This is a genomic window from Shouchella xiaoxiensis (genome assembly GCF_016907895.1).
In the GTDB taxonomy this organism is placed as follows: Bacteria; Bacillota; Bacilli; order Bacillales; family Bacillaceae_D; genus Shouchella; species Shouchella xiaoxiensis.
Window position 1 is genome coordinate 43,860 of record NZ_JAFBCV010000006.1, and the last position, 15,944, is coordinate 59,803.

General features: G+C 40.1%; 17 protein-coding genes. 12 read left to right on the forward strand and 5 right to left on the reverse strand.

From position 1 onward, the window contains the following. Positions 1 to 200: 200 nt before the first annotated feature. The 9 genes from JOC54_RS10765 (at position 201) to JOC54_RS10805 (ending at position 9,647) form a co-directional block, all read left to right on the forward strand. On the forward strand, positions 201 to 1,715 hold the full coding sequence (locus tag JOC54_RS10765; RefSeq protein WP_204466313.1) for an extracellular solute-binding protein: 1,515 nt from the start codon (positions 201 to 203) through the stop codon (positions 1,713 to 1,715). A gap of 70 nt (positions 1,716 to 1,785) precedes the next feature. After that, on the forward strand, positions 1,786 to 2,745 hold the full coding sequence (locus tag JOC54_RS10770; RefSeq protein WP_035419894.1) for an ABC transporter permease: 960 nt from the start codon (positions 1,786 to 1,788) through the stop codon (positions 2,743 to 2,745). 15 nt (positions 2,746 to 2,760) lie between these two features. Then, positions 2,761 to 3,636 (forward strand): carbohydrate ABC transporter permease, encoded by an 876-nt coding sequence (locus JOC54_RS10775; protein ID WP_204466314.1) that lies wholly within the window; start codon positions 2,761 to 2,763, stop codon positions 3,634 to 3,636. Beyond that, entirely contained in the window at positions 3,633 to 4,553 is a 921-nt protein-coding gene (locus tag JOC54_RS10780; RefSeq protein ID WP_204466315.1) for a dienelactone hydrolase family protein, read from the forward strand. The genes JOC54_RS10775 and JOC54_RS10780 overlap by 4 nt, the downstream gene beginning before the upstream one ends. Continuing rightward, positions 4,553 to 6,118: a glycoside hydrolase family 43 protein gene (locus JOC54_RS10785; protein ID WP_204466316.1), complete on the forward strand. Its 1,566-nt coding sequence runs from the start codon at positions 4,553 to 4,555 to the stop codon at positions 6,116 to 6,118. Before JOC54_RS10780 ends, JOC54_RS10785 begins: the two co-directional genes overlap by 1 nt. Continuing rightward, a complete protein-coding gene (locus JOC54_RS10790; RefSeq protein ID WP_204466317.1) occupies positions 6,111 to 7,211 on the forward strand; it encodes a glycoside hydrolase family 88/105 protein in 1,101 nt (366 codons plus the stop codon). Before JOC54_RS10785 ends, JOC54_RS10790 begins: the two co-directional genes overlap by 8 nt. Positions 7,212 to 7,227: 16 nt before the next feature. Next, on the forward strand, positions 7,228 to 7,683 hold the full coding sequence (locus JOC54_RS10795; protein ID WP_204466318.1) for a hypothetical protein: 456 nt from the start codon (positions 7,228 to 7,230) through the stop codon (positions 7,681 to 7,683). Next, complete coding sequence (locus JOC54_RS10800) at positions 7,683 to 8,321, forward strand: YesL family protein (protein ID WP_204466319.1); 639 nt, start codon at positions 7,683 to 7,685, stop codon at positions 8,319 to 8,321. Before JOC54_RS10795 ends, JOC54_RS10800 begins: the two co-directional genes overlap by 1 nt. Before the next feature lie 24 nt (positions 8,322 to 8,345). Then, complete coding sequence (locus JOC54_RS10805) at positions 8,346 to 9,647, forward strand: Gfo/Idh/MocA family protein (RefSeq protein ID WP_204466320.1); 1,302 nt, start codon at positions 8,346 to 8,348, stop codon at positions 9,645 to 9,647. 10 nt (positions 9,648 to 9,657) lie between these two features. Here JOC54_RS10805 and JOC54_RS10810 read toward each other — a convergent pair whose 3' ends face one another. From JOC54_RS10810 to JOC54_RS10830, 5 genes are all read right to left on the reverse strand, one after another. Then, on the reverse strand, positions 9,658 to 10,236 hold the full coding sequence (locus tag JOC54_RS10810; protein WP_204466321.1) for a GNAT family N-acetyltransferase: 579 nt from the start codon (positions 10,234 to 10,236) through the stop codon (positions 9,658 to 9,660). A 106-nt stretch (positions 10,237 to 10,342) separates the two neighbouring features. Continuing rightward, positions 10,343 to 11,098 (reverse strand): MerR family transcriptional regulator, encoded by a 756-nt coding sequence (locus JOC54_RS10815; RefSeq protein WP_204466322.1) that lies wholly within the window; start codon positions 11,096 to 11,098, stop codon positions 10,343 to 10,345. Positions 11,099 to 11,207: 109 nt separating this feature from the next. After that, positions 11,208 to 12,263: a hypothetical protein gene (locus JOC54_RS10820; protein ID WP_204466323.1), complete on the reverse strand. Its 1,056-nt coding sequence runs from the start codon at positions 12,261 to 12,263 to the stop codon at positions 11,208 to 11,210. A 14-nt stretch (positions 12,264 to 12,277) separates the two neighbouring features. Next, entirely contained in the window at positions 12,278 to 13,198 is a 921-nt protein-coding gene (locus tag JOC54_RS10825) for a permease prefix domain 1-containing protein (RefSeq protein WP_204466324.1), read from the reverse strand. Then, on the reverse strand, positions 13,188 to 13,514 hold the full coding sequence (locus JOC54_RS10830; RefSeq protein ID WP_204466325.1) for a PadR family transcriptional regulator: 327 nt from the start codon (positions 13,512 to 13,514) through the stop codon (positions 13,188 to 13,190). The genes JOC54_RS10825 and JOC54_RS10830 overlap by 11 nt, the downstream gene beginning before the upstream one ends. A 155-nt stretch (positions 13,515 to 13,669) precedes the next feature. Between JOC54_RS10830 and JOC54_RS10835 the strand changes: the two genes are divergently transcribed. From JOC54_RS10835 to JOC54_RS10845, 3 genes are all read left to right on the forward strand, one after another. Beyond that, the gene (locus JOC54_RS10835) at positions 13,670 to 14,770 is read left to right on the forward strand and encodes a type III polyketide synthase (RefSeq protein WP_204466326.1); all 1,101 of its coding nucleotides are present in this window, start codon (positions 13,670 to 13,672) and stop codon (positions 14,768 to 14,770) included. Beyond that, positions 14,767 to 15,321 carry an isoprenylcysteine carboxyl methyltransferase family protein gene (locus tag JOC54_RS10840; protein WP_275582700.1) on the forward strand — a complete coding sequence of 185 codons (555 nt, stop codon included), beginning with the start codon at positions 14,767 to 14,769 and terminating at the stop codon, positions 15,319 to 15,321. The genes JOC54_RS10835 and JOC54_RS10840 overlap by 4 nt, the downstream gene beginning before the upstream one ends. A 175-nt stretch (positions 15,322 to 15,496) precedes the next feature. Then, entirely contained in the window at positions 15,497 to 15,700 is a 204-nt protein-coding gene (locus tag JOC54_RS10845) for an alpha/beta-type small acid-soluble spore protein (RefSeq protein ID WP_035419906.1), read from the forward strand. Positions 15,701 to 15,944: the final 244 nt, after the last annotated feature.

Genomic DNA, 15,944 nt, shown 5'->3' on the forward strand with positions numbered 1-15,944 from the left:
CTCTTAAAGAGCGGTTCTTTTAGTTGGATGTTGTCCATAACAGTGATAATCATTTTCCCATATCGTCTGAAAAACCGTACTCCATATAGGGTTTATGGGTAAATGATTATCGTAGGAATGGATGAGCTGTATTAGTATTGGTTGTAGAAAAAGAATAGAAAATGGAGTGGGCAAATAAGAAAACAAAGGTGGGAAAAGGGATGAAAAGTTGGCAGCGATGGGCGACAGTGATTGGTTTGGGAGCAGGTCTTTCAACTGTAGCTGGATGCAGTAATGATGGAAGTCCAACGCAAGAACCGTCAGGGGGAGACAGCGACGAGCCATTTGCTTTTTCAATGATGGCAAATTTGCACACACCAGAAGTGCCTGATAAAAAAATTCAACAATTATTAGAAGAGGCAACAAATACGTCCATTGATATTCAGTGGGTTCCTGACAGTAATTATGAAGAACGGCTAAACACAGCATTTGCCACTGGTACACTACCACAAGCCGTTTATATGAAAAATCAAACAACCTATGATCAATTTAAAGATGCCATCAGAGATGATCAATTTTGGGAGATTGGTCCATACCTTGATCAATTCGAGAACTTGCAAAAGCTCAAACCTGAAGTTATAGAAAATACAATGGTTGATGGTAAAGTATTCGCTCTTTATCAAGGTCGCCCTCTTTCAAGATCAGGCATTATTTATCGAAAAGATTGGGCAGATAACTTAGGGATTGAGGCTCCAGAAACAACAGAAGAATTTATGGAAATGGCTCGAGCCTTTACGGAAGACGATCCAGATGGGAACGGGAGAGACGATACAATGGGGTTAACGGACAGAAGTGACCTTGTTTACGGAGCGTTTAAAACCGTCTCTTCATGGTTTGGAACACCAAACAGTTGGGGCGAAAAAGACGGTGAGCTTTTACCCGAATTTATGTTTGATGAGTACATGGATACTCTTGATTTTTTTAAAGAAATGCATGAAAACGGTTACATGAATCAAGATTTTCCTGTGACTAGTAAACCAGATCAGCAAGCTTTATTTAAAAATGGGACCGCTGGCATTTACGTCGGTTCGATGGGCGATGTTGTCTCGCTTTACAATGAAGCCACACAGATTAATCCAGAGCTTGAATATGATGTGCACAATTATGTAGAGGGGCCTCACGGGGAATACAATATCTGGTCAATTCCAGGCTACGGAAACCTTGTTATTTTTCCAAAATCGTCTGTTGAAACCGAAACGGATTTATTGAATATTCTCTCTTTCTACAATGACATGATGACTCCCGAGTTAGCTAATATAACGTATTGGGGCGTAGAAGACGAGCATTATACGGTGGAGGATGATCGAGCTTTACCTAGTGAAGACAGCCAAGTAACAGATCGAGAAGTGAAGCCGTACCAATCAATTGAAATTGGCGAAGCGGAGACTAGTGGTCGTTACGTTGGAATGAGTATGCTTCCTGCAAAAGTAAAGTCGGAAGAACTGGAAATAGATAATGAGAATTATCTTGTGCATGATCCAACGATTACATTAGATTCGGATACGGATACGACTCACGGTGAGAGGCTTTCGCAAATTATTCTTGATGCTACGTATCAATATATTCTTGGCCAGACCGATGCTGAAGGTTTTGAAAGCGCGATTGAAAATTGGAAAAGCCAAGGTGGAGCAGATATTATTTCCGAGTACAATGACGCCTATAGTGAGGCAAATTAAGACGTGTCGTTAGAGCAGGTGGTCTGGCTCCGCCTGCTCTTTTAATTAGAAGGTGAATAGAGGTGTAAAAATGAGCAATCCTGTTTTGGTCGAGTCCAGACGTGTGCGAACAAGAGAAGAAAAACGACAAGAGCTTTGGCGGAAAATTAAAAAGAATAAATGGATATATTTAATGATTGCTCCGGGTATCCTTTATTTCTTTATTTATAAATATGTTCCTATGTACGGCTTGATTATCGCCTTTCAAGATTACAAACCGTATCAAGGAATTTTAGGTAGCTCATGGGTCGGGTTTGATCATTTTATTCGCTTATTTAATGATCCTGATTTTTGGATGATTTTTCGCAACACGCTCGTGCTTTTTATGATGCAAATCTTTATTTCGTTTCCAATTCCAATCATTTTAGCCTTAATGCTGAATGAAATCAGAAAATTTTGGTATAAGCGAACCATTCAAACACTCATTTACATTCCTCACTTTATGTCTTGGGTTGTTATTGTTTCAATTAGCTATGTCATGTTAACGCTTGATGGCGGCATTATTAACAACATGCTGCGAGCACTTAGTTTTGACCAAGTCAATTTCTTGTTAAATCCAGATTGGTTTAGACCTATGTATATTTTGCAAATTATTTGGCGTGAAGCTGGCTGGGGAACAATTATTTTTCTAGCAGCCATTGCTGCAGTGGACCCACAGCTGTACGAAGCAGCAAAGATGGATGGGGCTAACCGTCTACGTCAAGTGTGGCATATTACATTACCAGCAATCCGAAGCGTCATTATTGTCCTGCTTATTCTAAAAATTGGTGATGTGCTTGAGCTTGGTTTTGAACATGTCTATTTGCTATTAAATGCAGCGAATAGAGAGGTCGCTGAGATTTTTGATACGTATGTCTATACTGCTGGTCTGAGACAAGGACAATTCAGTTATAGTACAGCAGTTGGTTTCTTTAAAGGAATCGTTGGATTGATTTTAGTTGTATTTGCAAATTGGTTGGCAAAACGGTACGGAGAAGAAGGAATTTATTAAAGGAGGGCAGTTGCTATGGTAGGTGATAAATCATTAGCAAGCAGATTGTTTCAACTAACAAATGGGTTTATTCTCGGCGTAATTGCCTTACTTTGTGTTTTGCCATTTGTCCACGTTATTGGCAGTTCCTTCGCAACAGGGGCTGAAATTGCGCGGAGGAGCTTTTTACTGTTTCCAACTGAGTTCAGTTTAGATGCATACCGGTATATTTTTTCAACAGACACCGTACTCCGCTCATTGCTTGTGTCGATTGTCATTACAATAGGGGGAACGGTTTGGAGCATGTTTCTATCGACGATGACCGCCTATGGATTATCGCGAAAAGATTTAGTAGGTAAGCGATTTATTATGTTTTTCATCGTCTTCACAATGTTATTTAATGGCGGTATGATCCCTACTTTCTTAGTCGTTCAGCAGACAGGTTTAATTGATTCATTGCTGGCATTAATCATTCCAGTTTCCATAAATGCATTTAATATGATCATTCTTCGTAGCTTTTTTATGAATTTACCTGATGGGCTTGAAGAATCGGCAAAAATTGATGGTTGTAGCGATTTTGGAATCTTATTTCGAATTGTCATACCATGCTCTCTACCAGCAATTGCAACGATTTCCTTGTTTTACGCAGTGACGTATTGGAATACGTACATGCACGCCATTCTCTATTTAAATGATCCAAATAAATGGCCGGTTCAGGTTCTTCTGCGACAAATTGTCGTGTTAGCAACAGGTATTAATTACGATGGGGCAGAGTATACGAGTGTGCCACCCCCAGAAATTAGCGTGAAAATGGCCGTTATCGTTGTGGCAACCATTCCAGTGCTACTTGTTTATCCGTTTTTACAGAAGTATTTTGCAAAGGGTGCCTTAATTGGCTCAATGAAAGGATGAATGAGCAGGCATATGGCGTTGATAAATTTCTGAAGGAGTTGTATGAAGCAGAGAAAACAACCGTTAGCGAATTGGAAAAGAGAAGAGGAATGCTTCAGCAGGCGTTAGGGACCTTTACAAAAATGGATGCAGTACCTGAACGGATCTCTGAGGAAGCGATTGATTCAGGTATCAAATATCGCTATTCCCTTGAGACAACACCGGGTCTTACAATGCCTTTTTACGTGGTCCATCCTCGCCACATTCAAGCGGAAACACCGATTGTGATTATTTTACATGGTCATGGCAGTGGAGTTGAAGAGATATGGCAAGATGAATCGTCGCATCGAGGAATAGCAAGACAATTTCAAGAACAGAAAGCAATTGTCGTTGCACCGGAATTGGCTGGGTTAGGGAGCAGGAAGAGCGTGTTAGATCAAGCATTAACCAATTCTTGCAGGCGGCTTGCCAGTCAATTGCTACTATATCAAAAAACATTAGCCGGACTTCGTGTCTTTGAAACATCCTGTTTGCTTGACTGGATAAAAGACACATTTCCAAATCGGTTTATCGGATGTTTTGGTTTTTCTGGAGGTGCCCTCATCGCATTATGTACAAGTGCCCTTGAGAAGCGAATAGAAGCGACTGTTTTAAGTGGCTTTGTCAGCCTCTTTCAAGCAAGCATTTTAAAGCAAACGCATTGTCTTGATAACTATGTTCCGGGCTTGCTAAAGGTCGGAGAATTAACGGATTTACTCGAGTTAGTGCAACCTAGCAAACTGTTTATTGAACATGGTAGAAAGGACAATCTCTTCCCGATTGAATCAATGCGTCTTTGCGCAAAAAACCGATTCTATCATGAATGGGATGGGGCACATGAAATTAATGGGAGCTTAGCTGTTCCATGGTTAATGAAACAAGGAAGAGGAGTGTTTTGATGGCGGAATTTAAGAATCCAATTATCCCAGGCTTTTATCCAGATCCATCGGTTTGTCGGGTTGGAGAAGACTATTACTTAGTTGTTTCATCGTTTGAGTATTTTCCAGGTGTACCATTGTTTCATTCCAAGGACTTAGTTAACTGGAAGCAAATTGGTCATGTTCTCGACCGTGTCTCTCAGCTTCAGTTGGACGGTACGCCTAATTCAAGAGGCATCTATGCACCAACGATTCGCTACCACAATGGGTTATTTTATCTGATTACAACATTTGTTGTTAGCCAAACTGGCGCGCGAAAAAATTTCTATGTCACCGCTACTGATCCGGCAGGAGCTTGGTCTGACCCTATTTGGTTAAAAGATGCTCCGGGAATCGATCCTTCATTATTTTTTGATGATGATGGCAAAGTTTATTACACCGGTAACCGTGTTCCTGAAGCGGGACAGACGCATGCAAAACATATGGAGATATGGCTACAAGAGCTCGATGTAAAGTCCGGTTTATTAATAGGAGATAAAACAGGCATATGGGATGGTGCTTTAAAGGTGGCACACGCCCAGGAAGCGCCTCACATCTATAAAAAAGACGATTGGTATTATTTAATAATCGCCGAAGGAGGAACTGGATTCACTCATGCTGTGACGGTGGCAAGAAGCAGAAAGATAGATGGTCCGTATGAAAGCAACAAACGAAATCCAATTCTTACACATCGACATCTTAATAAAAACTATCCAATTGCCAATGTCGGTCATGGGGACTTGGTTCAAACACAAACAGGAGAGTGGTGGATGGTCTGTTTAGGTTCAAGACCATATGGGGGGATATTTCGCAATATGGGAAGAGAAACCTTTCTAGCACCAGTCGAGTGGGAAGATGAATGGCCGGTGGTCTGCGGAGAGACCGGAAAGCTAGAATTAAAGATGGAAGGCCCCACTTTGACGAGAGGTGAGGAAATTGAGCTTGATCAATTCGAGGATTTTAATGAACCAACCTTAAATTTAGCTTGGAATATGATTCGAACTCCGCAGGATTCATTTTTCTCACTAACAGAAAAAGAGAGTTGTATTCGCTTATACGGAAAACCTCACCAGTTAAGTGAGTGTGAGAATCCCAGCTTTATCGGGAGAAGGCAACAACATCTATCATTCAGAGCAACAACGAAGTTTACGCTTCAATCTAGTATAGACGGAGATCAAGCGGGTATGGCGTTGTTTTACAGTCAAGACAACCATTTTCGCTTCGAGATTGTCAATGACAAGGAGCGCCGCTTGCGTCTTGTAAGGCTTGAAAACGGTGAAGAGACGATTCTCGCAGAAAAACTAGTGGAGCTGGAAGAAGTTGAACTCCGTATTCGTGCCGATTTGCAGGAGCTGTCTTTTTTCTATAAAAAAGCTGGGAATTGGAAGAAATTAATGGACCAGATTGACGCTCGTTTATTAAGCACGGATCGAGCTGGAGGTTTTGTTGGGACCTATATCGGTTTATTTTGTATAAGTAAAGGGGCTTTCGGGAGCACAAAAGCTGACTTTGATTGGTTTGAATATAAGGGGGAGACATATGACTGAATTTATTCAACAAGTCACACCACTAGAATGGGGAAAAAAAGCGGTTGAAAGCGTGATGGCATCTTATCAACCAGCTGACATGCCCCCTGCAAATCGTTGGCACTATCATCAAGGCGTCTTTCTTTGTGGTGTTCATCGTCTTTGGGAAATTGAGAGGAATTCAGCATATGTGAATTACATAAAAGATTATGTCGATCATTTAATTGATGAAAATGGTAGTTTTTTGTTTCGACGAGACGAACTTGATGCGATTCAAGCTGGATTGCTATTGTTTCCTTTATATGAACAAACGGGTGATTCTCGCTATCGTGAAGCAGCAAGAAAATTAAGGAATATCTTGCGAACCATTAATCGCAATTCCTACGGTGGATTTTGGCATAAAGACAAGTATCCAAATCAAATGTGGCTAGATGGGCTTTATATGGCAGGCCCATTTGCAATTCAGTATGGGATGGCATTTAACGAACCTGAACTAACAGATATGGTCATGCAGCAAGAGCAATTAATGCGAACATACACAAAAGATGAGCAAACCGGCCTTTATCGTCATGCATGGGATGCTAGCAAAAAAGTGAACGTTTGTGATCCATTAACTGGTCAGACAACGGAAGTTTGGGGCAGGGCACTTGGTTGGTACGCGATGACTTTAATTGATTTCATTGATTTAATAGGCAATGAACATGATAGGTATGGTTCTCTCGTAACGACGTTCCGAGCATTAATGACGCGTCTACTTCATTACCAAGACGAAGCAAACCATTTATGGTATCAAATTGTTGATAAAGGGCATCTCTCCGATAATTGGATTGAATCTTCTTGTTCGAGTCTATTTATCTATGCACTAGCAAAAGGATACAGGCTTGGGCTACTAACAGAACACGAATATAAACAAGCTGAAAAAGGACTAAACGCGTTAATTAAAAACTTTGTGCACGAAAAAGAAGATGGACATGTTGAAATAAGTGGTATCTGTATTGGGACATCAATTGGGCTGTATGAGGATTATATAAATCGACCGACCAGCATCAATGACCTGCACGGTGTAGGGGCGTTTGCTCTTGCATGTGCGGAGTTAGAAAAAGCGAGAAGCTAACGTAGGGGGCAATTCAATGAGGTGGCTAGCGGGGCTATTACTTGGAGTGATTTTTATACTTAGTGGTTGTTCAAATGAAGATGAATCGATACATGTAATGGCTTTTTCGGATGAGCTCTATGCACAACAAGAAGGATTAAGTGACCTTACTGATGAAGACATAAGAGTGACTGTTTTTCCAACAATAGTAGAGCGCTTGCTCGTTGAATTAGCTGGACATGAAGCGGATATCCTGCTAATTGATGAGTCATTGAAGGTCATTGTTGACCCTGATGGATTGGTTTCGTTAGCAAATCGTAACCTTCCACTTGTCTCAATTCATGATGAAACAACATCCGTTGCCGTGTCTTTACCTGAGTTGCTTACTCCTCTCGCATTTGAAAAGGATCATCTTTTGTTTATTCCTGTTTACAGTAGCCGAAATGAAGAAGCGATTCAATTAATAGTGAATTGGCAGGAGGGGGAGTTCTAGTGGAATTAACAGGACTTTGGGGAGCGTTTTATCGAGTATCTTTAATTATATCGAAGCTGGCTTATGTTAATGTCTTATGGATTTTGTTTTCATTAGCTGGACTTATTCTATTGGGGGTCGCACCTGCTACAGTAGCATTGTTTAGCGTAACGCGTGCCTGGGCAAGAAAAGAGTGGGATATCCCTGTTTTTCAAACATTTTGGTCTGTTTACAAGCAAGAGTTTTGGAAAGCAAGTGGTTCATCAGCGATTCTTTTTGGTGTCGGTTTCTTGCTATATTGGAACTTCACTTTATTTGCGGGAGGAGGAGCAACAGAACTTGTTATTCGCGGTATCTTGCTAATTGTAACGGTGTTTTTTGCGGGGATGCTCCTTTTGTATTTTCCGACTTATGTTAGTTTTCGTTTGAATGGATTTGGGCGAGTACGTGCTGCTTTGTTGCTTGCCTGTGGTCATCCATATCATCTTGTTTGTATGGTGGTCGGTTTATATCTCTTGCAATTCATTTTTATGTTTATACCTGGCTTATTGCTGTTTTTTGCTGTTGCAAGTGCAGCCTATCTTCTTTCGTGGCTATCAGAAAAGATTTTTGCTTCAATAAAGAAAAAACATGAGCTCCAACAAGAAGTTACGTCGTAATGGTTTTTAAAAGGGGTGTTCTTAATGAATAAGATCGTCATTTGTGGATTAAGTAATCGTGCGCTGAAGATGTTCATTGAACCAATTCTTAAACGGTTTCCGAATAAGAATAAAATTGTAGCGCTGCTTGATTTTGATTCGAGACGCTATGACCAATGTCTCGACATGTATCCTGAGCTGGCTAACGTTCCATTTTATTTACCAAATCAATTTACGCAGATGGTGAAGGAAGCAGGAATAACGAAAGTCATTGTAACAAGTCGTGATGATACGCATGTGGACTACATTTTGCAAGCTTTGGCGCTCGATCTTGATGTGATTAGTGAGAAGCCAATGGTTACGACGGCTGAAGATGCATGTCGAGTACTTGAAGCAGAGCAAAACAGTAAAGGTCGGGTAACGGTTGCCTTTAATTACCGTTACAGTCCACATCATTTAAAGATAAAGGAATTAATTCAAAGTGGTGCTATTGGCAGAGTGACTTCTGTTGATTTAAATTGGTATGTAGATACCTATCACGGATCGAGCTATTTCAAGCGCTGGAACAGGAATCGGGCTTTTTCAGGGGGATTATCGATTCATAAATCAACCCACCACTTCGATTTAGTAAACTGGTGGGTTAATCAACTACCAGAAACTGTGTTTGCTTTTGGAGATCTTCATTATTATGGAAGTGCCAGCGAATTAAATCCAAGTAAGAAAGATGGTCGGCATTGTGGCACCTGCACGGAGCAGCAAGATTGCTCTTATTATAGACGGTGGTTTGGTCGTGGTGACAGCGCCGTTGCAAAGGATGATCATCTCATGGCTGGTCAAGACGTCCAAGCGTATTCAGATTACCGTCCCGATTCGTGCATCTTTGATAGCGAAATCGAAATAGAAGACACATATGCGGCAACGATTCGCTATAGCGGCGGGACTTTGCTCAGTTATTCCATTAATTTTTCAGTGCCGTACGAAGGTTACCGTCTAGCCTTTAACGGGACAAAAGGCAGAATTGAGACGCAAGAGTATCATTCGCCATCACGGACTCCATTTCCAGTTGCTGCTCAGACGATTGATTATATCCCATTATTCGGGTCGAAGCAGATTATCCACGTTGTGGAAAACGAAGGTGGGCATGGTGGGGGAGACCCTCTCATCCAAGAAGATCTATTTCTGGGTGTTGATCAAACGAGACCTGTTGAAGTGTTAGCAGGTGCAGAAGCAGGTGCTTATTCCATCGCGGTTGGTGAAGCTGTCTGGAAATCTGTTAAGGAAGGAAAGCCAATTACCGTACAGTCACTGTTGCAAAGAGACTGGGAAGAGCAGCGTTCTATTACTTAGAATGATGTTGCTATGTTGTCTTATAAGTCGAAGCAATTAAAGAATAGACGCATGTATCAGCAAAACCTGGTCCGTAGGTACAGCGTTCATTTTCAATTAATACAGCTTCCAGCTGAAAATGTAATTTTTCAGCGATTGCTCTACTTTTTTCATTTTTTGGATCGCAGCGTATTTCAAGCCGATGGGCCTGTAAGGTATAAAAAGCAAAAGAAATGAGTTGTTGGACAGCTTCCACCATATAGCCTTTTCCTGTATAGCGAGAATCAAGCCAGTATCCGATTTCCATTCTTGGAACAGTCCACTTGATCTCATGTAAACCAGCAGAGCCAATGAAAGAACCAGACTCTAACTCAAATAAGTGAAAACGAAGATCCTTTAGTTGCATAAAATCTCGGTATGCCTGCCGAACACCTTCTTCCGCTTCACCCGCATGCTTAAACTGTTGTACCCAAGTTAACCAAGGAGCCAACTCGTTTTGTGACGTTTGTAATGATTCAAATAGAGCTTGCCCATCTCCTTCCTTAGGGGGGCGAATAAAGAGCCTTTTTGTTTTAAATGTGGGTACTGTGTTAAAGGATGCCTGCATCATTATTGCCTCCCATTTGTTTGTGCTATTCTTTGAAAAATGTATGTGGAAGGCAGCTCGGTCTATGTATGATAAAAACGAGTGCGACAAATTAAGTCGCACTCGTTCTTTATTTTGCATGGAGTTGAATGGCATCGTGGAGAAACTGTGCTCCGCCAGAAACAATGTTGTCATAATACGTTTTGAATCGTGGGTCTGCCAGATAGAGAGAGGCTAAACCTTTATGAGCTTCAGCTGAATAGCTCTGCCATGTATAGAGCAACCATTGTTTATGAGTGTTTGTTATTTCTGAAGAAACTTGACCAGATGGATTAGACGATTTCACCCCTTCTTTAAGCAAATCAAACAACTGTTGTTCTAATCGTTGCATATTTTCATAGTCCGTTTGTGACAGTCCACGCACCTTTGAGTTAGTAGTAGCCAGAGCGTCGTCTCCAAATTTTTTACGAATTTCTTCTCCGTAAAGTGCTTCATTTTCCGCTATTGTCTTCTCTTTAAAAGCGCGGAATTTCTCTTCATTACTGATCTTTTTTCCTCCTTCCAACGAACCAAGTGTTTGATTCACGGTTTTAATTAGCTGGCTGAGTCGTGTTTGTTTAGTGAGGAGCTGCTGACGATGTTGCAGTAGAACCGTTTTCTCATCAAATGAATGGTCTGTCATGATTTGCAGAATCGTATCAAGATCAACTTCCAGTTCTCGATAAAACAAAATGAGTTGAAGTTGATTTACTTGGTTCTGACAATAAATTCGATAACCTGATGAATTAATTCGTTCAGGTTTTAACAGTCCAATTTCATCATAATAACGCAGAGTTCGACTGCTTACGCCAGCGAGCTCAGCTAATTTTTTCACTGTATATTCCATGACAATTCCTCCTCTTCTAGAAGCATAAAGGGTTACGTAGCGTAATGGTCAAGGCTTATTTTAACTCAGCATAAAAAAACCAAACGTAAATTAGTTTGGTAGATGGCTATTATTCGTCAGTCTGTGGGAGAAGATTAATTTCTATACCCGTTCCACTCCTTAAGTCATGGCGATGTAAGCTAAAATCATTTCCGTTCCGATAAGCGTCAGTGCGCTTCACATAGTAAAGAACATCTTTCTTGGGATAAAGAAGTGCTTCAATCTCATGACCACTAATACCTAGACGAGTCCCTTCTTTCTTGTTGTTATACGAATAAGGAATAAGATCATAATCATATATAGCATCTGATTCTTGGTAATTAAAAATAGTTTGATAAATAAGCCCATCTTCAATTTGCGCGAAGCTTGTAATTGGTTCGATTTTATCTGGGTTCGATACAAGCTCAAGGTTTAGAGGATTCTCTGTCGGATTGGCACTAAAAACGCGTTCAATCGATTCATACATGGAGTCTACTGTCCAACTGCCTTGATCATCCGGCAGGATCATCATTAATTGGCCGTCATTAGTAGCCTGGATTGAGCTAGGCAAAACAGGGGAACCTTCATAAATGACTTCAAGTTCACTATCATTTACATTAAATAACTTTGTCTCAGCTCTACCGACCGGTTGAGGTTCAGTTCCCTGAGTAATGTTTTCTCCAGAAACGACAAGCTGATCGCTTGTTGGAATATAAACTAAATCAAAGAGAACGCCTCTAGCCTCAGCAATAATCGTTACTTCATTTGTAGACAAATCAATCGATTGAATCGTGCTATAAGCAAATTCGGAGGTTGTTTCATCTATATAATCTCCATAATCATAGCCAGTTGTTTGTATAAAGACAGCGGTATGATCGTTCGTATAAATAGGGCTAAATATATAGGCATCTACTTCGGATTCAAATAAAGAGATAGCTTTTTCGTTATTTGATACAAGAGATAGCGTTTCGCTTCCCTCGTATTCTGTTACAACCAGCAGCTCCTCTTTTGCATTAACATCGTATTCTCCAGTAAAAGCAGGTACCTTGTCTTGAGAAGCAATGACGAACGAGCCGATTGTTATAAAAAGGAGACAAGATCCAACGAGTGTTCCTAAAGAAAAAACGAGTGTTTTTTTATTAGTCATAAGTAAGACCTCCATTATAAGGATGGTTGTATCGGATAGAGTATTCTACGAAAGATACTAACTATATCAATGCCAAATATGTCTGTTTGTGAAGTAAATAAACTGAAGAACGTGGCTACGTAAATAAATACGTATAACCATAAAAGATAACTTACCTTGAGCCACTTTGACTGTTTATTAGCAAGGTGAATTTGAAACGAATAAACGAGCATCCAAATAATAAAAGGAATCGCATAATTAGCTAGAGACCAATATGAGACAAGTGAGCCAAAAAATAATCCTGCCCAAAGAAAGAATCCAAATACTACTATCAGTAAAAAACCAAGTGTAATATTTACAACATGAATCAATCTCTTTTGACTAACGTTTTTCCCACCGACTGGATAAGTCAAGGCAGTTCGGTATATTAAGAAAATAGTCAATGCGAGAAGAACATATAGGACAATGCTCCATGTTGGGTTATAGGAAAAATCAGGGTAAGCAAATAAATACATTAAGAATAAATTCAGTACAAGAGAAAGGTTAAGCCACAGTTTTCTATTCAATGCATACGTTTGGTTTAAAGCAAAGAAGAGAAGGAATGTATGAGCAAAGGTTGGAATGAAAACCCAGTTGTTGGCTACATTTTCGGTTAAAAGAACATAGAAATACTGAATGCAAACAAACAAATAAGAGCCAATAGCCAATATAAATAGTAGCTCCTTTCGGTAAGGAAACAAAGCTTGTTGAAGACCATCTCCAATCGCTGCTGCTTGCCCGAAGTCCTTCATTGCAAATACCTCCGCTTCATTTTTAGAATAGCCTCTCTCGATGTAATCTAGCTGAAGCGTAGTTAGATGATCATACATCTCATCGTACATATCTTTACGTTCATCTTTGCTACAGTCCGTTTGATTAACGATTTTCAGGAGGTATTCATCGATTTTAGAGTTCATAAGCATCTCCTGTACGCTGAATGAGCTTGTTTAAAGTAGACCAGTCTTTTTTCTTACGTTCTAGCTCGGTTTTTCCGCTATCTGTAATTGTGTAATATTTTCTGCGAGCACCTGTTGTGTCATTCCAATAAGAAGAGATCCAGTCTTTTTTTTCCATGCGCTTAAGCGCGGGGTAGAGCGTCCCTTCACTCATCGAATAATTTTCCTCACTAAGCGCTTTTAATTTCTTCGTCATTTCATAACCGTACAAATCTTGAGCCCCAATTAGCGATAATAAAAGAAAATCAATACTGCCTTTCATCATTTCTTTATCCAATGTAATCAATTCCTTTCGCGGATGCATCGTGTTACAAGGTATATATATATATATGCATCGTATTACAAGGTACTTGGAAAAACAACCCAATAATTGATAAAAAATTGTGTAATTGGCTAAACTATTCCCTATTCAATCCATATGAGGTGAAATTTATGTCATCAATCTTATCCGTTGCTACCTATGATCTTCCTTATGAATTACCGCAAAATCAAACGATGGAGTTTGCCAGAGAATTGTTTTCTGAGAGCTATCAAGATATTGAGCGATTGCTAAAGGTGTTTGCGAATGGTGATATTGAACAACGTCACTTTTCTGTTCCGATGGAATGGTTTAAGGAAGAACACACTTTGGGTGAGCGGAATCATGAATATATCAAAAGTGCAACGGAATACTCGGTTAAGGCAGTTGAAGCTTGTTTGTCTAACGACTTTTTCTTGAAAAGAACAATTGATCCAAGCGAAATTGATGCTATTGTATTTGTTTCAAGTACAGGAATGGCAACGCCGTCGCTTGATGCTCGCCTAATGAATGCTCTACCGTTTCGATCGGAAACAAAACGGATTCCGCTGTGGGGGTTAGGTTGCGCTGGCGGTGCAGCTGGTCTGAGCCGGGGGCATGAATACTGTTTAGCTTATCCAGAAGCGGCCGTTCTAGTTGTGTGTGTTGAGCTGTGTGGTTTAACCTTTCAGAAAGAAGATCGTTCAAAGAGTAATTTAATTGGCACGTCCTTGTTTGCTGACGGAGTCGCCTGTGCGTTACTAGCAGGGGAGAAATCACCTCTATTACAAGAAAGTACTCAACAGTATCGACCGGTTATTCGGTCAACTCATTCGACACTGATGCCTAATTCAGAGGATGTTATGGGTTGGGATGTTCAAGATAATGGCTTAAATGTTGTGTTCTCAAGAAGCATACCGACAATTGTTGAGAATTGGCTTAAGCCTACTGTTGATGCTTATATGGAAAAAGAGCAGCTTGACATAAATGAAGTGGATGAATTTATTGCCCATCCTGGTGGAAAAAAGGTTTTAGAGGCATACGAAAAATCGCTGGGCTTTTCAAAAGAAAAAACAGAGCTTTCCAGGCAAGTGTTGCAACAACATGGTAATATGTCCTCACCAACCGTTTTGTATGTCCTGGAAAAGGCGCTGGAGAAACCACATGAACTTGGAGAAAAAGGATTAATTGCTGCACTTGGACCGGGTTTTTGTTCAGAACTATTACTGGTAGAATGGGCTGGTGATGTGCATTGATTTTTGTTTATGGAATGATTGCGGTCATTATTGTCCAACGGTTAGTTGAAGTGAAACTAGCGCAACAAAATGAAAGCTGGATGAAGGCACAGGGAGGGGTAGAGGCAGGTAAGGACCATTATCCGTGGATGGTTGCTTTGCATGTTGCTTTTTTTATTAGTTTATTAATCGAGGTGACGATTACGCCCGTCTCTTTTCAATTGTTGAGTGTTATTGCTTTTTTGATCGTGCTTTTTGCTCAAGTAATACGCATTTGGGCACTGTCTTCACTTGGGCGCTACTGGAATACAAAAATTATTGTCTTGCCAGAAGCTCCAGTTGTGGAGAAAGGCCCATATCGTTTTTTACGTCACCCCAACTACACGGTTGTGATTTTAGAAGTTGCTTTTATCCCGTTGATGTTTCAAGCATACGTGACAGCTATTGTGTTCACTATTTTAAATGCCTGGATGTTATCGGTCCGAATTAGAGCAGAGGAAGCCGCATTAACTGATGAAACAAAGGATTATGCAACTCAATTTAAACAGAAAAAAAGGTTCTGGCTTATTTGATTAGCTGTTCCTGTCATTTTAAGAGCCAAGCTTAAGTGTTTGGCTCTTTTTTTTGTAAATGAATAAGAAATATGTCTGTTGCTTAATTTTACCAATAAAAATTTTTTAGGTTGCATGCATAGGAAAATCTCCTTTGAAGCAAACTTATATCACCAACATAAGAGAGGTGATACATATGGCTAATCAAAACAGTTCAAACAACCTTGTCGCTCCAGGAGCACAACAAGCAATTGATCAAATGAAGTACGAAATTGCTTCAGAATTTGGAGTGAACCTTGGACCAGATACAACTGCTCGCGCAAATGGTTCAGTTGGTGGAGAAATCACGAAGCGTCTTGTTCAAATGGCTGAACAACAACTTGGTGGTAAGAAATACTAAGCTTTTTTTAAATCAGTGGCGAATGAGCCACTGATTTTTTTGTCTAGATTTGTTTTAAGTAAATTCAAAAAATTGTCTTGCTTTTTCTAAAGAAGGTCGTGTAAGATAATAAAAGCTTTTTACTTTAAGGAAGGGAGAGGATTCAGATGAAACTGTTCATTAATCGATTACATGATAATCTTATTAATTTCATACCAACTGGGTCTTCTCGTAAAAGCAATAACGTCATCTTATAGCTTTTACT